Below are 20,669 nucleotides of genomic sequence, written 5' to 3' on the forward strand. Positions count from 1 at the left end.
CTATTAAAGAAAGGTTAAATTCATTGCTTTTATTTATAAATCTTTTTACGAGATTTTCAATCGTGTCCGTAGTCGGTCTGCTTGGGCTTTACCTATTATCTTGTCTAAGAGTCGTGTTCGTAGACTCATCAAACCATAGAGACCTCCTCCAAGCCCTCCGATGAGAGCTACGTAAAGGAAACTCCAGAAACGTCCACTTGGTTGGAAGACAAAACCGAGCAGCCACTGCAAGAAGCCAACTAGGATGAACATGACAAGGGTTAAGATGGTAATCAAGATAGTCCGCTTCAAGATTATCTTTCGACGAGCACCCGTTACCTGGCAGATGTCTCGGTACATCAAGACATTCGGAATAATCAAGCCGATAGTCGTTGAAATCAAGGGACCGTAGCTGTGAAAAATGGCAATGGTTGGCAATTGCAAGACGATCTTAGCAATGGAACCATAGACAAAATAAAGAACTGCCTTGCGATTTCGGAACATGGCCTGAAGCATAGGGGACAAGACCATATACAAACCTAGGATAGTAGACTGCAAAACTGCAAAGACAAATAAGCCCATGGCCAGACTATCTGGCTTACCGTAAAAAACTGTATAAAGAGGCTCCCCTACCATGACCACTCCAACTGTTGCCGGCAGTAGAAATAAGAAGAGCATGGTAAGGCTATCTTGGACTAGGCGAGCCGCCGCCTGCAAGTCGCCTTTTACATAGTTCTCCGTCAACAGTGGCAAGCCGACACTCCCAATTGAAACTCCCACAGAGATTAAAATCATGGTAATTTTATTCGGATTGGCAGAGAAATAAGAAAACATGACAACCAAGTCTTCATTGCTGTAGTTGGTAAACCACTTCATACTATTGATAAAGGTCATCTGGTCTAAAATCTGGAAGAGTTGAATGGCTGATCCTGTCAGGATAAAGGGAATGGCTTCCTTGATGGTATCGACTAAGAGTCGCTTGCTATTGATCTTATCCCGTGTTTCAAAGACTCTTTTGAGCAAACCTTCTTGGGCAAGGAAGTAAATCAAAACTGCAAAACTTGCTACCATCCCCACAAAGGCCGCAAAGGTCGATTGGGTAACGGCTGATAAGTAGTCACCAGAACCCATCTTCATAATGAAGAAGGTTGCCATCAACATCCAGATAACACGGATCACCTGCTCGGCGATTTGGCTCATAGCATAGGGTTTCAGGTTATTCATCCCTTGGAAGAATCCTCGGATGACACTCATAGATGGGAAAATCAAGACTGCCCAAGCTAAGCTCTGCATGATGGGAATCAGGTCTTTCCCCACACCTGACAAATCTGCTAACCAGGGAGAAAAGAGATACAAGACCAAAGCAAAGACTAAGCCCAAGCCCGTCATAAAGCTTAGGAAACTCCGAATCAAGGCAAAGCTATGCTCTTCTTCTCGCATGGTATTGTACTTAGCCACTTGTTTGGCGACCGCAACTGGGATACCCGCTGTCGAAATCAGCAAGAACCAGGCGTAAATATTGTAGCCCATGGTAAAGAGACCATTTGCCTTAGCAGCATAGGTTCCCATCCAGATATACCAGGGAATAATGTAGATTGCCCCAAGGAGGCGACTAATAAAGTTACTAGCTGTTAGCCAAGCAGTCCCTCGCAACATCTGGGCTTGCTGGTGATTGTTTTCGTTAGACATAGCTTCCTCATTCAATTTTAATAACTAGGAAATTTTCCTCATCTTCCATTATAAACTTTTCCTTGTTACTTGTAAAATTCAGACTTTCGGTTTACAATAGAAAGTATGATAAAGATTGAAACCGTATTAGATATATTAAAGAAAGATGATCTCTTCCGCGAGATTATCGACCAAGGACACTACCACTACGACTACAACGAAGTTGTTTTTGACAGCATCAGTTACGACAGCCGAAAAGTAAAAGAAGGCACTCTTTTTTTTGCAAAAGGCGCTGCCTTTAAAAAAGAATACCTTCTTTCTGCTATAAGTCAGGGCTTAGCCTGGTACGTCTCCGAAAAGGACTACGAGGTCGGTATCCCTGTCATCGTTGTGAACGATATCAAGAAAGCCATGAGTTTGATTGCTATGGAATTTTATGGCAATCCACAAGAGAAAATTAAAATTCTCGCTTTTACAGGGACAAAAGGAAAGACAACATCTGCTTACTTTGCATACCACATTCTATCTCAACGCTACCCAACAGCTCTCTTGTCAACTATGAATACAACTCTAGATGGCAAGACCTTCTTTAAATCTTCCTTCTCAACGCCTGAAAATATCGATCTTTTCGACATGATGGCTCAGGCTGTTAAGAATGGTCGAACCCATCTTGTAATGGAAGTCTCTAGCCAAGCCTATCTTGTTCATCGAGTATATGGTCTGACCTTTGATGTAGGTGTCTTTCTTAACATCACTCCTGACCATATCGGTCCGATTGAGCATCCTAGCTTTGAAGACTACTTCTATCACAAACGTCTCTTGATGAAAAATAGCCGAGCAGTTGTCATTAACAGCGACATGGACCACTTTTCTGTGCTAAAAGAACAAGTAGAAGATCAAGAACATGACTTCTATGGTAGCCAGTCAAGTAACCAAATCGAGAACTCCAAAGCCTTTAGCTTTTCCGCTACAGGTAAACTCGCTGGTGACTATGATATTCAACTCATTGGCCACTTTAACCAAGAAAATGCAGTTGCTGCAGGACTTGCCTGTCTTCGTCTAGGTGCTAGTCTCGAAGATATCAAAAAAGGAATCGCTGCAACCCGCGTTCCTGGACGTATGGAAGTCTTGACTCAGAAAAATGGAGCCAAGGTCTTCATCGACTATGCCCACAATGGTGACAGTCTGAAAAAACTCATCAATGTGGTTGAAACCCATCAAACTGGAAAAATTGCTCTTGTTCTCGGTTCGACAGGCAATAAAGGAGAAAGTCGACGCAAGGACTTTGGCCTCCTCCTCAATCAACATCCTGAGATTCAAGTCTTTCTCACCGCTGATGACCCCAACTATGAAGACCCAATGGTGATTGCGGATGAAATCAGCAGCTATATCAGTCATCCTGTTGAAAAGATTGCCGATCGTGAAGAAGCCATCAAGGCGGCGATGGCCATCACAAATCAAGAACTCGATGCTGTGATTATTGCAGGTAAGGGAGCCGATTGCTACCAAATCGTCCAAGGAAAGAAAGAAGACTATCCTGGAGACGCAGCTATCGCAGAACGTTATCTATAAAAAAATCAAGGGAAACATTCCCTTGATTTTTTTAGTCTTCTTTCTTAAATGAATTTTTAAGACCTTCAACGGCACCTTCTACAGCACCTTTAGCATCTTCAACAACTTCTTTTGCCTTCGCAACTGTTTTTTCTACAGTACCTTCTGCTTCTGTCTTGCTATCGCCAGTAACTTTACCAAATCCTTCTTTGATAGCACCAGTCGCTTGATCCAATTTATTTTCAAGTGACATAGCTCTGTCTCCTTTGCTTTTAATACGATAAACGTTATCGCTTGCATTCAGTTTATGCTTATTCTTTAGCAAAGTCAAACAGTCCGCTCAAAATGAAGCAATTAAGGTAAATAGAAAGTCAACCGCTCCTTGTCGAAATCAACAGCCAACTCATACTTTCCAGCTTCATTTTGCACAATATAGCCTAGGACGACCAAACTATCCACAAAGATATCACGGCGTTTCTGCATCAGTTGATCTTTTTTGAGGAATTTTAACAAAAAAGTCGTCATATATTTGAGGACATACTCAGGGTTAACATCTCCTAAAATATCATAGAGCTTCTGCTGAGCTTCTGTCAGTGGATACTGGTTCTTAACTTTATAAAAATAATTGGACAAGGTCATTTTTTGCCTTGCAAAGTCCGTATGCTCGATTAAAATAGCTGCATTGGTTTGATTGCGTAATTCTGTCTCAAAAGTCTTCTCCAGCAAGGTTTGATAGACTGGACTGTCCTCTCTGATAAAAATTTCTTGGTCAAGGGATAGATTGTCTATTGATTCCAGAAAAGGGAGATTGAGCGAATAGTGTTTATTTTCCCTTAGAATCAAGCCCGCCTTTATATACTCTTCCATAAGCTTATCAACTGATACATCTGGAAATTGAGCCTTTATCTCCCGAAGGATAACATCATCATGCTGGTCCAGATAGTCAACCAAATCTATAAAAAATGGCTGTCGAGTCAAACGAGAAGGATTAAAAATCTGAATCATGAAGATTCCTTTCTTTACATTCTAAAAGAGGAGATGCTGCTAGTTGACTAGGATTCGTTCCTAGTTGATTCAGAGGCACAGGAAGTTCGAGTTTACTGTAATAGTCCCTCCAAAAATCACTAATCTCCTGCTCCCCGTCCCCAAATTTCATGGGAATAGTTTCAAAAATAGGTAAAATCTCAGCGATGTACTGAGAGCAGTAAAAACCAGACCCATCTGGATAAAAAGAGGCATTATAGGGTGCACCTAAATGTTTGCTAGCTCGTTTCTTTACCAAGTCAGCTGCAATATCTGGGTAAATATAAAGGTCATAAAGATGAGTTGGTTCAAAAAATTCTGCCGGGCCTTGACAAATGACACCTGCTTGCCCACTAGCATGATAAATCAAACCGTCTAAAAAGATAGCTACATGACTATAGTTCCCAGTCGAAGCTTGGATAGCCTGCCCCATATCTGAAAGATCCTTCACAAAAATCAAATCGCCATTTTCTAACATCTTTCTCTCCTAGAAAAAAAGGAGCCGAAACCCCTTTAGCTATAAGGAAACTAAGGTTTCCTCATTTCAATTATTACTCAGACTATTACCCATTAAAGCTTTCAGTCAACTGAGGCACCACTTGTTTCTTACGTGAAACAGCACCCGGAAGGAAAGCATGGTTATTTTCAAGTTTGAAGTTGAAGGCTGCTTCCACCTTGTCCATATTTGATCCAAGAGCAAGGATTTCTGAATTTGAGTTGACGATATCTGTAATCATCAAGACAAAATCAGAGTAGCCGTTTGCTGCATTAACCGCTTGCATTGCAGCTTCTATTTCAGCTTGACGTTCCAAGACTTCAGCAATATCAACTGTATTAACCTGAGCTACACGAACCTTATTTCCGTTGAGTTCAAAAGTCTTAGCATCGATGTCAATCAATTCTTCAGCAGATTTGCTAGCCAAGTTAGTACCAGCCTTGAGCATAGCAAGACCGTACTCTTCCAAGTTCACGCCTGCTAATTCTGCCAATTCAGGAGCAATAGCTTTATCAGATGGGTGAGTTGTTGGAGATTTCAAAAGAAGGGTATCTGAAATCAAACCTGAAAGCATCAAACCAGCAATTTCTTTAGGAACTGCTACGCCGTGTTCTTTAAACATGCGGTAAACAATAGATGAAGCTGATCCCACTGGTTCCAAACGCATGTAAAGTGGGCTTGCAGTTTCAAAGTTAGCAACACGGTGGTGGTCTACAACACCATAAACTTCTACTTCAGCGATATCTGATACAGATTGTTGGAATTCATTGTGGTCAGTCAAGATAACTTGCTCTGCACCTTCTGCTTTAGCAGAAGTGATAACACGTGGTGCTTCCACACCAAAATAGTTCAAGACAAAGGCTGTTTCTTCATTTGGAGTTCCAAGGGCAACAGCTTCCGTATCCAAACCGTAAGCTTCTTTTGCAAGGTAGGCAAAGGCTACAGATGACCCGATGGCATCTGAATCTGGATTTTGGTGACCAAATACTAGAATCTTAGACATGATAATACCTCATTTTGTTTATTCTCTTTATTGTAGCATTTTTTTCGCTTTTTGACAAAAGTAAGAGGAGTCAAAGGACTCCTCGTTAGACATCAATATGATTGATTAGATTTTTCTCTTGATTTTCGGATAAAAATCGTTCTTTCTGTGGGCGTTTCTTTCGTTTGAGAAGAACCTCTGCTGACATGGCTTCTTCCTTGCTAGCAAAACCCTCTACATAGATGAGTTTGACTGGCAAGCGAGCCCGGGTATACTTGGCTCCCTTACCACTATTATGAACGGCAAGGCGCCTCTTCACATCCGTTGTATAGCCCGTATAGTAAGACCCATCGCGACACTCAACCACATACATATAAGCCTTATGATCCATAGTAAATCTCTTGAATTTCTGGTGTATAGGAACCATCATCATTGTGAACAATAAGTGGTGGTAAGACCTTGAAGCCACTCGTCGATCCATCCTTAATAGCTTCGATTAAGAGCATATTGGCCTCCTTTTCTCGTTTAGGATAGACAAATTGCAGGCGCTTGGGAGCCAAGTTATGGCGTTGAAGCATATCTAGAATATCCAAAAGTCGATCTGGACGATGAACCATAACCAAACGCCCATTAGACTTGAGAATACTCTGAGCACTTCGACAGATTTCCTTAAGATTAGTCGCAATTTCATGTCTAGCTAAAAGGTAGTGTTCACTCTCATTCAAATTGGAATGTGGATCCACCTTGAAATAAGGAGGATTGCACAAAATCATATCCACCTTACTTCCTTGGATATGAGCAGGCATATTTTTCAAATCATCGCAAATAACCTGCATCTGCTCTTCCAATCCATTTAACCGAACCGAACGCTCTGCCATATCCGCCAGACGCTCCTGAATCTCTACAGAGAGAATTTTTGCCTTGGTACGACTACTTGCAAAAAGTCCCACTGCACCATTTCCAGCACAAAAATCCACTATTAAGCCATTTTTAGGGAAGCGAGGAAAGCGTGACAAGAGAACACTATCCACCGAATAGCTAAACACCTCTCTATTTTGAATGATCTTGATATCTGTCGAAAAAAGCTGGTTGATTCGCTCTCCTGATTTTAATAATTGTTCTTCTTTCATACTTTTATTATAACAAATGATGTTAATATTACAAATGTTTTAGATAATCGTATTTACGGCTTCTTTTTTAAATGCTCCAATGCTTCACGCGTCCAAACAGGCATCATTCGTCCAAGTGGTGCGAAACCGTGCTTGATTCGATCATTTGAAAAACGTCTCCGTCTTGGCAATTGATGCTTTTCCTCTTCTAAGGTACGGATAGAAAGGCTGGCCTTCCCAGTGTATTCGTCAAAATCCACCACCTGAACTTGGACTTCATCGCCAATTTTTAAAATGTCATAGATATTTTCAATAAATCCCGTCCGAATCTCCGAGATGTGAATCAGCCCTGTCACCCCTGTCTCTAACTCAACAAAGGCACCATAGGGCTGAATTCCTGTAATACGCCCAGTTAGCTTATCACCAATTTTCATTCTAGTCCTCAATTTCAATCGTTTCAATTACCACATCTTCAACTGGCTTATCCATTGCACCAGTCTCAACAGCTGCAATGGCATCCAAGACCGCAAAAGATTCTGCATCTACCAATTGCCCAAAAACAGTATGACGACGGTCTAGGTGAGGTGTTCCACCTTGTTCTGCATAAATCTCAGCGATTGGTTCAGGCCAACCACCACGCGTAATCTCTTTCTTAGAGTATGGCAAGTGTTGGTTTTGCACGATAAAGAACTGGCTACCATTGGTATTTGGACCAGCATTGGCCATAGAAAGAGCGCCACGGATATTGTAAAGTTCTTCAGAAAATTCATCTTCAAAAGCTTGTCCATAAATTGACTCTCCACCCATACCAGTACCAGTTGGGTCTCCACCTTGAATCATAAAATCCTTGATAATGCGGTGGAAAATCACACCATCATAGTAACCGTCTTTTGACAGAGCAACAAAGTTGGCTACTGTTTTGGGAGCCTGCTCAGGGAAAAGCTTGATCCGCAAGTCTCCGTGATTTGTCTTAATAGTCGCCAACGGACCTTCTACTGTTTCAATGTCTACTTGTGGGAAATGCAATTCTTTTTCTACCATACCAAATCCTTCTAAGGCATCAAAAATGCCATCTTCTTCTACTGTTTTTGTTATATAATCTGCTTTTTCTTTGATTTTATCATGGGAAACACCCATAGCAACGCTGATTCCAGCATAATCAAAGAGTTCCAAGTCGTTGAGACCGTCACCAAAGACCATGACATTCTCTGGTTTCAAGCCTAAATGCCCCACCACCTTAGCTACACCAGTTGCTTTCGATCCTGAAATCGGCACGATATCAGATGAATGTTCATGCCAACGCACCATGCGAAGTTTATCTGATAAAGACTCTGGTAAGTGCAAGCCATCCCCTCTATCTTCAAAGGTCCACATCTGGTATATATCTGCTTTTTCATAGAAGTCAGGATCCACATCCAAGTTCGGATAAATCGGATCAATAGCCTCACTGACCAGTTCTGTTCGAGTAGAGAGCTTGGCGTCATGACTGCCAACCAAGCCATATTCAATTCCCTCTCGCTTAGTCCAAGAGATATACTCCTCAACATCTGACTTGTCAATCTGATGCTGATAAATGACCTGACTTTTTTTATCTTCAATATAGGCCCCATTTAGGGTTACAAAAAAGTCCGGCTTGAGCTCACGAATCTCTGGAACAACTCCAAAAATACCACGTCCAGAAGCAATACCTGTTAAAATTCCTTTTTCACGCAACTGCTTAAAGACAGTGGGAATTGTAGCTGGAATAAAACCTGTCTTTGACGTACGCAGGGTATCATCAATATCAAAAAAGATGATTTTAATCTTCTTTGCCTTGTATTTTAATTTCGCATCCATCTCTCTACCTCTTTTTTCCATTACTCTTTCCATTATACCATAAAGCTGATGAAATTCCTTTTTTGAAAAAAGATGAAAATTCTATCAAAAAGAGAGCCAGTAAAACTAGCCCTCTCTTCTCATCCTAGAACAACTCCAGAGCAATCATAGTAATCATCGTTGCATCATAGTAGTTATCCAAAGATAAATCTTGTGTGAAAATGTATTTATTTTGTTGAAAGAGTTTCAGGTAACCTTCTCCCTTATCAGCTGCATAGGAAATCGGTGCCAAGAAACTACCTGCCTGGTATTGATTGAGGGCCGTTCCATTCAAATCATAGCCAGCATAAACGCGTCGCTCTTTCATAAAGAAATTCATCATCTTTTGAACAAGTTTTTGACTTCTTTCATCTTGACTTTGAGACAAGTGATAAGGCAAACGACAAGCGTTATAAGAGTACGCTCCATCGTATTGAGATTCGATTGTGTTAGCATCAACAAGACGCGCGCCTGACTTCTCAGCCCAGATAAAGTCTGGCAAGAGACCCGTATCAGAATAAGAACTAATTTGCTCCAGTTGCCCAAGCATCTTATCCTTAACGTCTAACCACTGTTTGTTTCCAGTCAGGTCATAGAAAGATTGGAAATAGTGAGGAAGGGTATCAGACGTCCGCATCAAGTAATAATAATCGGAGTCCTTGTTTGCCCAGTTTCCTACTGTTAGCACACCTGTCTCTTCATTGTAATTGTATTGAAGGATATCATCCAAGATTTTTTTAGCTTGCGCTTGGTATTCCTGCGCTTTATCAGGCCACTGCTTGGCAGCTTCAATCAAGGAATAAGCGATGTAGAGATCTCCATCAGTTGCGTTTTGTTTCTCAACCGTTTCGCTACCATTTTTAATTACTTGTTTCCAAGACATCAACTGCGTCCCTTCGATACGATGATTCTGGTAATAGCGATAAAGGCTATCAAAATCTGCTTGAGTTGCTTGCCCTTTTTGAGCTGCTAGAACTGTTATCAGCATGCCGTAACTTTGAGCTTCTGATAGAACTGTTGTTTCCTCAGAATCATTCGTCGTACGAACATAAGATTGATCGCCTTTTGTAACAAGGAACTGTTGACTCCATTGGCTGTAAATTCGATTACGCATCTCAACTCCACTCCTTCCTCTTGCCCAAAACAAGATTAGACAAAAGATAGAAAGGATGAGTACAAACCAGACATATTGTAATTTATTCGTTTTCATAGAACCTCCTATCCTGCAAATCGCTTGGTTTTAACCCACTTGGTTTCTTTTCGGTGGAGTACCTTATCCAGCACAATTGAAGAAATAGAATCAACGGATACAACGATAAACATCTGTGCATAAGAGAAATAGGCTGCCAAGGCTAACCAGATTTGTTTTGTCGTAGCTTGTCCAAATTGACTTGCCAATGCTATCATAATTTGCATTAGATACAGACCAATCATAAGAATCCAGTTGAAGAGCATGAGCTGGGCAATGTAGATATTATCCGCATCAAAAGCAAATGGAACTCTAACATCTGGTATGAATAGGTTCAGGCAAATTGCTAGCACATTCGCTAGGAAAATCAAATCCGAGAGGACAATGGCAAAGTTAAACCAAAAGAAGACACAGGAATAGTTAAAGACTTCTAGTTTGACACGCCAGTTTGCTCTGCCAAATAAATGCTTAAAGTTTGAGAGAACAACTTCATAATTTCCTTTTGCCCAACGTTTACGCTGCATATAGTAACTCTTTAAGGTCTCAGGTTCTTGTTGGAAAGCCTCTGAATTATAGGCAAGGGCAATCAATTTACCACTCTGCATGATTTTGAAGGAAATATCGGTATCCTCGGTTAAGGCACCATTTTTCCAACCACCGATACTCTTTACAAAGTCGGTTTGAATGATAAAGTTGGTCCCTGGGATACGCCCAATTTTAAAGAGATGCCACATCCCAACGTGGTGCACGCGCTGAGTAACAACGATTTCCTGATTGATACAACGAGTCAAGAAATTTTGGTTGGCGTTTCGAGTCTTGTTGCGGCCGAAAGATGCCGCGTGACGTTCTGGATCCTTCATCACTTCTTTCACAAGGAAATAAAGGGCGTTCTTTTCAGGCATGGCATCTGCATCATAAACACAGATGTATTCGCCTGTTGCCATCTCCAAAGCATCGTTTAGAACACCTGCTTTTCCTCCCGTACCAGTACGATCGATAATAGTCAGATTTCTTCCTGCATATTCAGGCATGGCTTGTACAGACAAACATTCTGCATAGGTGTTGTCCGAACAGTTATCCGCAAATAGAAGCAACTCCACACGGTCGTGAGGGTAATTCATATCCAAGATAGCTTTTGCTGTTTGGGCAATAACCACATCCTCATTATGAGCAGGAACAACAATCGTTACTTTAGGATAATAAGGTAGCGGCGAAGTGTCTACACGAAAATCACTGTGTTTAAACCAAAAGTGTACTGCTGAAAAGAGAATTACCAAGCCCCATGCTAGAGAAATCCAAATAGTAAGCAAGGTAAAAATCATTAACATTTGACTAATCATGATTCACCGCCTTAAAATTTTTGTTCACTCGATGGTAAAGAATATTGTACGCAATAAATAATATGATAAAACAAATGCCAAAGGCGAGACTGAGTCCCAAAGCAATGCCAAAAAATATATTGGTTAGAGTCATGTTTCCCTCCTAATATTCTACAATTACATCTGTCTCTAATTGACGTTTGAGATGACTAGCAATATCCGAGTAGTCTTGGTATTTATCTTTATTATCAGAGTTAATCACCAAATAGCCTGTTTGAAACTGAATTTCTTGATTGCCATCTTCTCCATGAAAAACTAAACTGCTTAGTTTCTCCTGCAAATCACTCAGATAGAGTTCCTTTAAAGAACGCTTATTACTACTAGATAGAACGAGAAAATTTCCATCTGAAACGTAATAGAGCTTATCATTGTAACTCAATCCATGAGCAATGACCTCTTGAATGCGACTGAGCATCTGGTTATATTCTTTAGGTTTAATCTGGAAGAACAAATCTTCATGTGCCCAATGAATCAATAGAGATTGAACCGTCACATCACTTTGTTCAGTGACCATAGCCTGATAATCTGCTCGAGCTTCGTCTTCCTGTTCTTGGACCTTTGAGGTCACCTTGAAGAAATAGTAACGAACTTTAAGTAAAATCCCAATCAAAAGTGGAAAACTGATCAATAAGAAGACCAGTTGCATGATTGGGATATAAACCACACCCACAACCAAAACGATAAGTCCAAGCCCAAATGTTAAGATAAGAGTCCAAGTAAGCAAAAGGTCAGATAATACCAATACTGCAAACAAGGCCAAAGCTAAAAACAAAATTTGTTCTAAAATAATCTCTCGAGCAAAGAAAAAAGAAAACCCTAAAAGAAGCGACTCGCACCCCAGAAAAGCGAGGAGCCAATTCCTAAATTTATTCCATTTTTTCATTACGCCTCATCCCCCTCTTTAAATTCAGATACAGATTCAGCCATGCCAAAATAATGTTGTATAGCACGAACAATTCGTTCAGATGCTCTTCCATCTCCATAAGGATTTGGTGCCTGAGACATTCTTCTATAAAGTGTTTCATCTGTTAAGAGAGCTGTCATCGCTTCTTTCACACATACTGGATCCGTACCAACTAGCTTCAAAGTACCTGCTCTTACTCCTTCTGGACGTTCTGTCGTGTCACGAAGGACGAGGACAGGTTTGCCGAGAGAAGGTGCCTCTTCCTGAACACCTCCAGAGTCAGTCATGATAAAATAGCTTCTTGAAGCCAAATTATGAAAATCAAGTACATCTAAAGGTTCAATCAAGTGAATACGATTGTGACCTGCTAAGATATCTTTTGCTGCTTCTTGCACGGCAGGGCTAAGGTGAACTGGATAGACAACTTCAATTTCCTGATGAAGATCGACCATCTCACGTAAAGCTGTAAAGACATTTCTCATTGGTTGACCTTGATTCTCACGACGGTGCATGGTTACCAATACAAGTTTCTTATCTGGATCCAATTGATCTAGAACTTCATGATAGTAATCCGATTGAACGGTTAGTTTCAAGGCATCAATGGCTGTATTTCCCGTAATGACAATAGCAGACTCAGGATGATTTTCCTTGAGGAGATTTTCTTTACTCTCACTAGTTGGAGCAAAATAAAGATCCGCAAGGTTATCTGTCATCTGGCGATTCATTTCCTCTGGGAAAGGAGAATACTTATCAAAGGTTCTTAGGCCAGCTTCAACGTGCCCGATACGTACCTGATTATAGAAAGCAACTAAACTTGCTGCAAAAGTTGTCGTTGTATCTCCATGAACAAGAATCATATCTGGACGTTCTTGCTTAACAATTGGATCAAACTTTTCTAAAAATTTTCCAGTAATATCTAAGAGGGATTGATTTTGCCCCATAATATCCAAATCATAATGCGGCTTGATGCTAAACGTTTCAAGAACTTGATCTAGCATTTGACGATGTTGAGCTGTCACAACTGTGATCGTCTCAATGCTGTCACTATGTTTTTGTAATTCTAACACTAAAGGGGCCATTTTAATAGCTTCTGGTCGTGTTCCAAAAACAACCATCACTTTCAGTTTTTTCATTATTGTATCCTTCTACTATAATAAAATTTGACAAATCATATTAATTTGTATATCGAATAGTTCCAATTTCAATTAATTTGATTTTCTTAATTATTTTACCGTCAATTAATTTATATGTCAAACTCTTTCAAAGTATATTATTGCATTTAATTTAATTTTAATAAAATGTAATATTTCTGTAACGCTGTAATTTACAACTTGTAAACCTTATACCTTAAAGTTTTCTTAAAAATTTTTTGAGCGAAGTATTTTTAAAACATTCTAAAACTTACCATTATCTAAATATTTATTTTTTCTTAATGATTCAGATAATTATATTTTAGCGTTTCATAGAATGTATCTCTTTTTCTAATACGAAAAAATCCCTCTCTAATGAAAAAGGGATTTACGACTTCTTGCTATTTTAAAGTTAAACCTTATAAGATCTATCTTAAATCAAATCTTTTGACAGATATAAAACAAGGTCACCGATATCTTCACAAATAGCGTCCATAGCCGGTCTGTGATTTTGATACCAGACGCCCGAACCATCTGGAATATAACCTCGTTTGATGTACAATCTCTGGGCAGGTCCATACCCTGAATGGAGCCCAACACCAAGAGTCACCTTATCCGATATGAGCTTAACTCGTTTTTCCGCTTCTTCCATCAAGAGATTTCCAATACCTTGATTTTGAAAGGGCTCAAAGACATTGAAATCTGAGAGTTCTGGATCGATTTCTGCAAAAGGCCCCTGCTTGGCAGTTGGTAAAATAGTAATGTAGCCCGCTACAGCACTAGTAAGGTCAGCAATTAACACTTCCCTCTCTCCACTTTCCTGCTCCTTAAAATATCGAGTCAAAATCTCCTCTCTACTTGGCCAACCTTGGCTGATAAATCCTAGAGATAGATCCTTAATGTCAGATTCTTGCATTTTTCTAATTGAACATGTCGTCTTCATAAGTTGCTCCTTTAAAGCTTTCTCCTACCATTATAGCACGATAATTAAAAGAAAAGACCTAGTAAGACAAGAGAATCTTACTAAGTAAAAAGGGATCCCTTTCTAACAAAATCCTGTAAAAGTCTGAAAAAGAGGTCCACTGGACCTGAAAAAAAGACCCACCCGGGTCTTTTCTTTAATCTTCGTTTACGAAAGGCATCAAAGCCATTACGCGAGCGCGTTTGATAGCTGTTGTTACTTTACGTTGGTTTTTAGCTGAAGTTCCTGTTACACGACGAGGAAGGATTTTCCCACGTTCTGAAACGAAACGGCTAAGAAGCTCAGTATCTTTGTAATCAACATATTCAATTTTGTTTGCTGCGATGTAATCAACTTTTTTACGGCGTTTGAATCCGCCACGACGTTGTTGAGCCATGTTTTTTCTCCTTTATAGTATTAATTGTCCATTAGAATGGTAAATCATCATCTGAAATGTCCAATGGATTTGTTGCTCCAAATGGATTTTCAGAACGTGAAAAGTCTGGTACTGGGTTTGCAGGTGCCGATTGACCAGCAGTTGGTGCAGAATAAGCTCCACCTGAATGTCCTTCACGCACTCCGCGGCTTTCCAACATTTGGAAATTATCCGCCACGACTTCTGTTACGTAAACACGTTGTCCTTGCTGGTTATCGTAACTACGAGTCTGGATACGGCCTGTGATCCCGATAAGAGAGCCTTTTTTAGCCCAGTTAGCAAGATTTTCAGCCTGTTGACGCCACATAACGACATTGATAAAATCAGCCTCACGTTCGCCATTTTGACTCTTAAATGTACGGTTTACTGCAAGAGTAAAAGTCGCAACTGCTACATTTGATGAGGTATAACGCAACTCAGCGTCACGCGTCATACGCCCTACAAGTACAACATTGTTAATCATAATCTACCTTCTTACGCGTCAAGTTTGACGATCATGTGACGAAGAATGTCAGCGTTGATTTTTGAAAGACGGTCAAACTCTTTAAGAGCTACATCATCGTTTGCTTCAACGTTAACGATGTGGTAAAGTCCTTCACGGAAATCTTGGATTTCGTATGCAAGACGACGTTTTTCCCAATCTTTTGATTCAACAACAGTTGCACCGTTGTCAGTCAAGATAGAGTCAAAACGTGCTACCAAAGCGTTTTTCGCTTCTTCTTCAATGTTTGGACGAATGATATAAAGAATTTCGTATTTAGCCATTGATATGTTCCTCCTTTTGGTCTAATGACCCCCAGTCTTTGCAAGGGGTAAGTGAGGTTCACTCACAATAAACCATTATACTAGAAAAACTGATAGATAGCAAGTAAAAAAGATAAAAGTGAAAAAATAACTTTATTACTTAGAAATAACTTCCTCTTTCAGTTTCAAAGCTCTGGCCATCTCTTTCAAAATGAAAAATAGCAAAAAGCTGGCTAGTACTAAAATGAGCCCTAAGTAAAGGAAGGCTACTACAAATCCTAGATAGTCAATCAACCATCCCGTCAGAGGAAAAATGATGATCATACTTAGGCTGAACATCATAGAGTAGACACTTAGCATGGTTGCCCGTACCTCGCTTGGGAGTCGCTTTTGTAAATCATTATCAAAAATCGGCTGAAAGAGGGCATATAAGGCGTTACTGAGCCAATAAATCAAAATGTAAATCAGTGGCGTACCAAAATAGGAAAGCAAATAAGTTCCTCCCGTCAAGAGTACAAGAATTGGAAAGAGTTTTAAGGCTGAATACCTCTTTCCAATCTTACTTGCTAGATAAACTGCCCAGATATTCAAAACACTGCCGATCAACATGACTATCGAAATCTGCCACCCTTCTAAGTCAGGCAGTTGATTTTGATAGTAAAAATAAAACATGCACATCAGTGTCCCGATGATTTGGGAAAGAATCATCCAACTAAAAAGACTGGGGTTTCTCCGCAACTCCTCTTTGACAGTCCAGATTATTTTTTTCATTGTCAGACGCTCAGATTTTTGTGCTTTAACACTAGGCTCTTTTAGCATCCAAGTTAGGAAAAGAACGATTATCGAAGTAACAATCATGATATAGTAGGTCAAGTGCAATTGACCATGGACAAAAAATCCCGCTAAAACAGTCCCCAAAGACCGAGTTCCTTCTGCTACTCCTGACATAAAACTGGAGATAGACAAGTAGCGCTCTTTTAATCCAGCCTCCACGGCCGAATCATAAACCATAGCTGCACTCGTCCCCGAATCAAAATTATAAGACAAGGCACTCACCACCATAGCGAGTGCGTAAATCCAAAAATTACCTTGTCCTAGTAACATGAGAATAGACGACGCGATTCCAGCTATTCGACTTAAATATAGATTGGTTTTATAGGAATAGCGGTCAGCTAACATTCCAGAGGGAATTTCACAGATGACACTGGTGGCATGAAAAATACTTTCCAATAAGCCAATCTGCCAAAGCGACATCCCGTTTTGACTGAGAAATAGAATCCAAAAGCTGGTAATGCCCAGAAAGGCAAAAAATTCCACACCAGCCATGAGACAGATATTCTTCCGATAATTTCGTTTAAACATAGTTTCTCCTTTAACAAGTGTATTTGTATCTTTGTGTTTGTCACTTGTTAAGCTGTGCTTTACATGTTCTCCACCTCTTCTTTCTTCTACTTTGAAAAAACGCCCCTAGGGCGTTTTGATTTATTTTATGGTTTGATACGGTGCAACATACGTGGGAATGGAATCGCTTCACGGATGTGTTTTGTACCTGCTGCGAAAGTTACCATACGCTCGATACCGATACCAAATCCACCGTGTGGTACTGTACCGTATTTACGAAGGTCAAGGTAGAATTCGTACTCTGTACGATCCATACCAAGTTCTTCCATCTTAGCGACAAGGGCATCGTAGTCTTCCTCACGCATAGAACCACCGATGATTTCTCCATAGCCTTCTGGTGCAAGCAAGTCTGCACAAAGCACGCGCTCTGGATTTCCAGGAACTGGTTTCATGTAGAAGGCCTTGATAGCTGCTGGGTAGTTGATAACGAAAGTTGGCACACCAAAGTGGTTTGAAATCCATGTTTCATGTGGTGAACCAAAGTCATCTCCATGCTCCAAGTGTTCGTAGTCAGCATCAGCATCGTTTTCATGATCTTGCAAGAGGTCAATGGCTTGATCGTAAGTGATGCGTTTAAATGGCTCTGCAATGTAGCGTTTCAAAAGTTCAGTATCACGTTCCAAAGTTTCCAAGGCTTGAGGAGCACGATCCAAAACACCTTGAAGAAGAGCTTTTACATAAGCTTCTTGCAAGTCAAGTGACTCATCATGTGTCAAGTAAGAGTACTCAGCATCCATCATCCAGAACTCAGTCAAGTGACGGCGAGTCTTAGATTTCTCCGCACGGAATACTGGACCAAAGTCAAAGACACGGCCAAGAGCCATCGCACCCGCTTCAAGATAAAGCTGACCTGATTGGCTCAAGTAGGCTGGTGTCCCAAAGTAGTCTGTTTCAAAGAGTTCTGTTGAATCTTCAGCCGCATTTCCTGAAAGGATTGGGCTATCAAACTTCATGAAGCCGTTCTTGTCAAAAAACTCATATGTTGCATAGATGATAGCGTTACGGATTTGCATCACCGCTACTTGCTTACGAGAACGGAGCCACAAGTGACGGTTGTCCATCAAGAAGTCTGTTCCGTGTTCTTTTGGTGTGATTGGGTAGTCTTGAGATTCACCGATCACTTCGATGTCTGTGATATCGAGCTCATAGCCAAACTTAGAACGCTCATCTTCTTTGACAATTCCTGTCACATAAACAGAAGTCTCTTGGCTCAAGTGTTTGATCGTTTCAAATTTTTCAAGACCAACTTCTTCGCCGAATTTTTCAATAAAGTTTGGTTTGAAGGCTACACCTTGGAAGAAGGCTGTTCCATCACGCAATTGCAAGAAGGCAATTTTCCCTTTTCCTGATTTGTTGGCAACCCAGGCTCCAATGGTCACTTCTTGACCAACGTAGTCTTTTACATCGATAATTGTTACACGTTTTGTCATAATCTATCTTCCTTTTTTCGTTTAACTTGTCCGAAGACGTCATTACCCACTATTTTACCATAAATAGACTGCGATAGCTAGGTTCGACCAGAGAAAATTCGCGAGATTTTCGTTACAAAAAATCTTCGCCTTTTTGGCGAAGATTTTGAGTTTTATTTTTCCATAAATTGATGCAAGCGACGAATAGCTTCTTTTAATGTATTCATATCCGTCGCATAGCTGAGACGAACATTTTCTGGTGCTCCAAATCCAGCTCCTGTAATCAAGGCAAGGCCGACTTCTTCGAGAATAGCCGTTGTAAAGTCTGTCACATCTGTATAACCCTTCATCTCCATCGCTTTCTTAACATTTGGGAAGAGGTAGAAGGCTCCTTGAGGCTTGACAACTTCAAATCCTGGAACTTGGCACAAGAGAGGATAAATGGTATTCAACCGTTCCTCAAAAGCCTGGCGCATGGTTTCGACGGAGTCTTGTGGTCCAGTCAGGGCTTCAATGGTAGCATATTGTGATACGGCAGTCAGGTTAGAGGTTGTTTGTCCTGTTAGCTTGCTCATAGCAGCGATAATCTCAGGATTTCCCACAGCATAACCTACCCGCCAACCAGTCATGGCATAGGCCTTAGATACACCGTTAATCACGATGGTTTGCTTGCGAATGGCTTCTGACAGACTAGAGATTGGAACAAATTCATTCCCGTTATAAACCAAACGACCATAAATATCATCTGCTAGGATAAGGACATCATGCGCAACAGCCCAATTTCCGATAGCCATGAGTTCCTCACGAGAGTAAATCATACCGGTCGGATTCGATGGTGAATTGAGAACTAAGACCTTGGTCTTATCTGTTCGGGCTGCTTCTAGCTGCTCTACTGTTACTTTAAAGTGATTGTCTTCCTTGGCGTGGACAAAGACTGGCACTCCTTCTGCCATTTTGACTTGATCTCCATAGCTGACCCAGTATGGTGTAGGGATAATGACCTCATCACCTGGATTGACCACAGCCATAAAGAAGGTGTAGAGAGAGAACTTGGCACCAGTGGCAAAGGTAACCTCGTTTGCCGCTACGGAATAGCCATAGTAGCGTTCAAAATAGGTATTAACCGCCGCTTTTAACTCTGGTAAGCCTGAAGCAACTGTATAGAAGGAAGCACGTCCATCACGAATCGCTTCTACCGCTGCATCCTGAATGTTTTCAGGAGTATGAAAATCAGGCTGTCCCAAGGTTAAGAAAAGAACATCCTTTCCCTGAGCTTTTAATGCTTTGGCTCTTGCATCACTGGCTAGAGTGACGCTTTCTTCCATTTCTAGTACACGTTTGGATAGTTTCATATGTCCTCCTTATCGGATCACTGCTCCTGTTTCAAAGTCGACCAGATAGTACTGGTTTCCTGACTTAACTTCCCAAATCGGCTTGTCCTGATAGCGACCAAAGGTGACTTTGTCAATATCGCTAGCTCCTTCTTCCCTCGAAATCGTCGCTGCCTTGTCTTGAGAAATCCCCTTATCTAGCTGATAAACGTAAATCTTGTGGTCATTCTTTTCAATCAGTACGGCAATGGCCTCTTGCTTTTTATTATGTCCTAAAACGCTATAATAACCTTCTAGTCCATTATAGAAATCAACCTGATCTGCCTTTTCCAATTCTGCATACTGCTTGGCCAGCTTTTCTCCCTCAACCCTAGCATCTTGATAGGGTTTCATGCTGAGTGATATCAGATAAAGGAAGGAAGTCGTCATGACTAGTAATACCAAAGCAATGCCGATTCCATACTGTATAAATAGCTTGTTTTTTGCTTTTTTCTGTCTTAGTTTCACTCGTCTATTTTACCATCTCTCCTCCTTTATTACAAGTGATGACAGAAACATTCTAAGAATCTTATCCTATAAAATATAAGTTCTTGTTTTTCTCTCTCATTATTGATAAAATATCCTTATGAAACAATATTTAAAAGAGCAAATTTCCGATAATCAATTGGACTTAAAAACAGCTATCGTCCTCAACAAAGCCATACGAACTTTTAAACCCTATGAAGCCAAGGCTGCTAAAGAACACGGATTAACACCCACTCAATTTTCAGTTTTGGAAACCCTCTATAGTAAGGGAGAACTGCGCATTCAGGATTTGATTGAAAAAATGTTGACCACTTCTGGGAACATGACTGTTGTGATTCGAAATATGGTTCGAGATGGGTGGATTTCTAGAACCTGTGATCCCAAAGATCGACGATCCTTTTTCCTGAAACTAACACCTGCAGGCCGCAGAAAAATTGAAGAGGTTCTTCCTGACCATATTGATTCTATCGTAGAAGCACTCAGTATCTTGGAAGATGGCGAAAAGGAAGACTTGATTCGGATTTTAAAAAAATTTAAAGATTTGTGAGCAAAATTATTGCTAATTAGTATTTTTTGTTGTAACATAGATAGTAACAAA

Annotated in this window: 23 protein-coding genes; 2 read left to right on the top strand and 21 right to left on the bottom strand. The window is 40.5% G+C overall.

Going from position 1 to position 20,669, the window contains the following annotated elements; translation table 11 throughout:
• Positions 1 to 45 precede the first annotated feature (45 nt).
• On the bottom strand, positions 46 to 1,668 hold the full coding sequence (locus tag ACIY14_RS06700; RefSeq protein ID WP_049477474.1) for a polysaccharide biosynthesis protein: 1,623 nt from the start codon (positions 1,666 to 1,668) through the stop codon (positions 46 to 48).
• A 105-nt stretch (positions 1,669 to 1,773) separates the two neighbouring features.
• Here ACIY14_RS06700 and ACIY14_RS06705 point away from each other — a divergent pair, with 105 nt between their 5' ends.
• Positions 1,774 to 3,219 carry a UDP-N-acetylmuramoyl-L-alanyl-D-glutamate--L-lysine ligase gene (locus ACIY14_RS06705; protein ID WP_409002028.1) on the top strand — a complete coding sequence of 482 codons (1,446 nt, stop codon included), beginning with the start codon at positions 1,774 to 1,776 and terminating at the stop codon, positions 3,217 to 3,219.
• Positions 3,220 to 3,250: 31 nt separating this feature from the next.
• On the opposite strand, the gene ACIY14_RS06710 is transcribed toward ACIY14_RS06705, so the two are convergent.
• The 20 genes from ACIY14_RS06710 to ACIY14_RS06805 all read right to left on the bottom strand — a co-directional run bounded on the left by ACIY14_RS06710 (position 3,251) and on the right by ACIY14_RS06805 (position 20,053).
• Positions 3,251 to 3,451 carry a CsbD family protein gene (locus tag ACIY14_RS06710; protein WP_000051179.1) on the bottom strand — a complete coding sequence of 67 codons (201 nt, stop codon included), beginning with the start codon at positions 3,449 to 3,451 and terminating at the stop codon, positions 3,251 to 3,253.
• Positions 3,452 to 3,552: 101 nt separating this feature from the next.
• Positions 3,553 to 4,203: a DUF1803 domain-containing protein gene (locus tag ACIY14_RS06715; RefSeq protein ID WP_409002029.1), complete on the bottom strand. Its 651-nt coding sequence runs from the start codon at positions 4,201 to 4,203 to the stop codon at positions 3,553 to 3,555.
• Entirely contained in the window at positions 4,187 to 4,699 is a 513-nt protein-coding gene (locus ACIY14_RS06720) for a YiiX/YebB-like N1pC/P60 family cysteine hydrolase (protein ID WP_409002030.1), read from the bottom strand. Before ACIY14_RS06720 ends, ACIY14_RS06715 begins: the two co-directional genes overlap by 17 nt.
• An 85-nt stretch (positions 4,700 to 4,784) precedes the next feature.
• Entirely contained in the window at positions 4,785 to 5,720 is a 936-nt protein-coding gene (locus tag ACIY14_RS06725) for a manganese-dependent inorganic pyrophosphatase (protein WP_409002031.1), read from the bottom strand.
• An 85-nt stretch (positions 5,721 to 5,805) separates the two neighbouring features.
• Entirely contained in the window at positions 5,806 to 6,090 is a 285-nt protein-coding gene (locus tag ACIY14_RS06730) for a GIY-YIG nuclease family protein (RefSeq protein WP_096422525.1), read from the bottom strand.
• Positions 6,080 to 6,829 (bottom strand): tRNA1(Val) (adenine(37)-N6)-methyltransferase, encoded by a 750-nt coding sequence (locus ACIY14_RS06735; protein ID WP_409002032.1) that lies wholly within the window; start codon positions 6,827 to 6,829, stop codon positions 6,080 to 6,082. The genes ACIY14_RS06730 and ACIY14_RS06735 overlap by 11 nt, the downstream gene beginning before the upstream one ends.
• A gap of 53 nt (positions 6,830 to 6,882) precedes the next feature.
• On the bottom strand, positions 6,883 to 7,242 hold the full coding sequence (locus ACIY14_RS06740) for a S1 RNA-binding domain-containing protein (protein ID WP_000689619.1): 360 nt from the start codon (positions 7,240 to 7,242) through the stop codon (positions 6,883 to 6,885).
• A gap of 1 nt (position 7,243) precedes the next feature.
• Positions 7,244 to 8,644, bottom strand: a complete 1,401-nt coding sequence (locus ACIY14_RS06745; protein WP_409002033.1) for a bifunctional Cof-type HAD-IIB family hydrolase/peptidylprolyl isomerase — start codon at positions 8,642 to 8,644, stop codon at positions 7,244 to 7,246.
• Between the two features lie 124 nt (positions 8,645 to 8,768).
• Positions 8,769 to 9,872, bottom strand: coding sequence for a glycosyl hydrolase family 8 (locus ACIY14_RS06750; RefSeq protein ID WP_409002034.1), 1,104 nt, complete (start codon positions 9,870 to 9,872; stop codon positions 8,769 to 8,771).
• An 8-nt stretch (positions 9,873 to 9,880) separates the two neighbouring features.
• Entirely contained in the window at positions 9,881 to 11,191 is a 1,311-nt protein-coding gene (locus tag ACIY14_RS06755; protein WP_409002035.1) for a glycosyltransferase family 2 protein, read from the bottom strand.
• 142 nt (positions 11,192 to 11,333) lie between these two features.
• Positions 11,334 to 12,113 (bottom strand): hypothetical protein, encoded by a 780-nt coding sequence (locus ACIY14_RS06760; protein ID WP_409002036.1) that lies wholly within the window; start codon positions 12,111 to 12,113, stop codon positions 11,334 to 11,336.
• Complete coding sequence (gene wecB, locus ACIY14_RS06765) at positions 12,113 to 13,267, bottom strand: non-hydrolyzing UDP-N-acetylglucosamine 2-epimerase (RefSeq protein ID WP_409002037.1); 1,155 nt, start codon at positions 13,265 to 13,267, stop codon at positions 12,113 to 12,115. Before wecB ends, ACIY14_RS06760 begins: the two co-directional genes overlap by 1 nt.
• 430 nt (positions 13,268 to 13,697) lie before the next feature.
• Positions 13,698 to 14,207: a GNAT family N-acetyltransferase gene (locus ACIY14_RS06770; protein WP_409002038.1), complete on the bottom strand. Its 510-nt coding sequence runs from the start codon at positions 14,205 to 14,207 to the stop codon at positions 13,698 to 13,700.
• Between the two features lie 175 nt (positions 14,208 to 14,382).
• Complete coding sequence (gene rpsR, locus ACIY14_RS06775; protein WP_000068664.1) at positions 14,383 to 14,622, bottom strand: 30S ribosomal protein S18; 240 nt, start codon at positions 14,620 to 14,622, stop codon at positions 14,383 to 14,385.
• 31 nt (positions 14,623 to 14,653) lie between these two features.
• A complete protein-coding gene (locus ACIY14_RS06780; RefSeq protein ID WP_000609613.1) occupies positions 14,654 to 15,124 on the bottom strand; it encodes a single-stranded DNA-binding protein in 471 nt (156 codons plus the stop codon).
• Between the two features lie 11 nt (positions 15,125 to 15,135).
• The gene (gene rpsF / locus ACIY14_RS06785) at positions 15,136 to 15,426 is read right to left on the bottom strand and encodes a 30S ribosomal protein S6 (RefSeq protein WP_001151775.1); all 291 of its coding nucleotides are present in this window, start codon (positions 15,424 to 15,426) and stop codon (positions 15,136 to 15,138) included.
• Between the two features lie 135 nt (positions 15,427 to 15,561).
• Positions 15,562 to 16,767, bottom strand: coding sequence for an MFS transporter (locus ACIY14_RS06790; RefSeq protein ID WP_409002039.1), 1,206 nt, complete (start codon positions 16,765 to 16,767; stop codon positions 15,562 to 15,564).
• A gap of 125 nt (positions 16,768 to 16,892) precedes the next feature.
• Entirely contained in the window at positions 16,893 to 18,236 is a 1,344-nt protein-coding gene (gene asnS, locus ACIY14_RS06795) for an asparagine--tRNA ligase (RefSeq protein WP_409002040.1), read from the bottom strand.
• Positions 18,237 to 18,388: 152 nt separating this feature from the next.
• Complete coding sequence (locus ACIY14_RS06800; protein ID WP_409002041.1) at positions 18,389 to 19,567, bottom strand: pyridoxal phosphate-dependent aminotransferase; 1,179 nt, start codon at positions 19,565 to 19,567, stop codon at positions 18,389 to 18,391.
• A 9-nt stretch (positions 19,568 to 19,576) separates the two neighbouring features.
• Positions 19,577 to 20,053: a DUF5590 domain-containing protein gene (locus ACIY14_RS06805; protein ID WP_409002042.1), complete on the bottom strand. Its 477-nt coding sequence runs from the start codon at positions 20,051 to 20,053 to the stop codon at positions 19,577 to 19,579.
• 118 nt (positions 20,054 to 20,171) lie between these two features.
• On the opposite strand from ACIY14_RS06805, the gene ACIY14_RS06810 reads away from it, so the two are divergent.
• A complete protein-coding gene (locus ACIY14_RS06810) occupies positions 20,172 to 20,618 on the top strand; it encodes a MarR family winged helix-turn-helix transcriptional regulator (protein WP_409002043.1) in 447 nt (148 codons plus the stop codon).
• Positions 20,619 to 20,669 lie beyond the last annotated feature (51 nt).

It is taken from the genome of Streptococcus sp. ST16, assembly GCF_046098135.1.
Lineage (GTDB): Bacteria > Bacillota > Bacilli > Lactobacillales > Streptococcaceae > Streptococcus.

Excerpts from the sequence above, each read along its gene's own strand:
- ACIY14_RS06700 (WP_049477474.1), bottom strand. The coding sequence starts at position 1,668 with ATGTCTAACGAAAACAATCACCAGCAAGCCCAGATGTTGCGAGGGACT.
- ACIY14_RS06705 (WP_409002028.1), top strand. The coding sequence starts at position 1,774 with ATGATAAAGATTGAAACCGTATTAGATATATTAAAGAAAGATGATCTC.
- ACIY14_RS06710 (WP_000051179.1), bottom strand. The coding sequence starts at position 3,451 with ATGTCACTTGAAAATAAATTGGATCAAGCGACTGGTGCTATCAAAGAA.
- ACIY14_RS06715 (WP_409002029.1), bottom strand. The coding sequence starts at position 4,203 with ATGATTCAGATTTTTAATCCTTCTCGTTTGACTCGACAGCCATTTTTT.
- ACIY14_RS06720 (WP_409002030.1), bottom strand. The coding sequence starts at position 4,699 with ATGTTAGAAAATGGCGATTTGATTTTTGTGAAGGATCTTTCAGATATG.
- ACIY14_RS06725 (WP_409002031.1), bottom strand. The coding sequence starts at position 5,720 with ATGTCTAAGATTCTAGTATTTGGTCACCAAAATCCAGATTCAGATGCC.
- ACIY14_RS06730 (WP_096422525.1), bottom strand. The coding sequence starts at position 6,090 with ATGGATCATAAGGCTTATATGTATGTGGTTGAGTGTCGCGATGGGTCT.
- ACIY14_RS06735 (WP_409002032.1), bottom strand. The coding sequence starts at position 6,829 with ATGAAAGAAGAACAATTATTAAAATCAGGAGAGCGAATCAACCAGCTT.
- ACIY14_RS06740 (WP_000689619.1), bottom strand. The coding sequence starts at position 7,242 with ATGAAAATTGGTGATAAGCTAACTGGGCGTATTACAGGAATTCAGCCC.
- ACIY14_RS06745 (WP_409002033.1), bottom strand. The coding sequence starts at position 8,644 with ATGGATGCGAAATTAAAATACAAGGCAAAGAAGATTAAAATCATCTTT.
- ACIY14_RS06750 (WP_409002034.1), bottom strand. The coding sequence starts at position 9,872 with ATGAAAACGAATAAATTACAATATGTCTGGTTTGTACTCATCCTTTCT.
- ACIY14_RS06755 (WP_409002035.1), bottom strand. The coding sequence starts at position 11,191 with ATGATTAGTCAAATGTTAATGATTTTTACCTTGCTTACTATTTGGATT.
- ACIY14_RS06760 (WP_409002036.1), bottom strand. The coding sequence starts at position 12,113 with ATGAAAAAATGGAATAAATTTAGGAATTGGCTCCTCGCTTTTCTGGGG.
- wecB (WP_409002037.1), bottom strand. The coding sequence starts at position 13,267 with ATGAAAAAACTGAAAGTGATGGTTGTTTTTGGAACACGACCAGAAGCT.
- ACIY14_RS06770 (WP_409002038.1), bottom strand. The coding sequence starts at position 14,207 with ATGAAGACGACATGTTCAATTAGAAAAATGCAAGAATCTGACATTAAG.
- rpsR (WP_000068664.1), bottom strand. The coding sequence starts at position 14,622 with ATGGCTCAACAACGTCGTGGCGGATTCAAACGCCGTAAAAAAGTTGAT.
- ACIY14_RS06780 (WP_000609613.1), bottom strand. The coding sequence starts at position 15,124 with ATGATTAACAATGTTGTACTTGTAGGGCGTATGACGCGTGACGCTGAG.
- rpsF (WP_001151775.1), bottom strand. The coding sequence starts at position 15,426 with ATGGCTAAATACGAAATTCTTTATATCATTCGTCCAAACATTGAAGAA.
- ACIY14_RS06790 (WP_409002039.1), bottom strand. The coding sequence starts at position 16,767 with ATGTTTAAACGAAATTATCGGAAGAATATCTGTCTCATGGCTGGTGTG.
- asnS (WP_409002040.1), bottom strand. The coding sequence starts at position 18,236 with ATGACAAAACGTGTAACAATTATCGATGTAAAAGACTACGTTGGTCAA.
- ACIY14_RS06800 (WP_409002041.1), bottom strand. The coding sequence starts at position 19,567 with ATGAAACTATCCAAACGTGTACTAGAAATGGAAGAAAGCGTCACTCTA.
- ACIY14_RS06810 (WP_409002043.1), top strand. The coding sequence starts at position 20,172 with ATGAAACAATATTTAAAAGAGCAAATTTCCGATAATCAATTGGACTTA.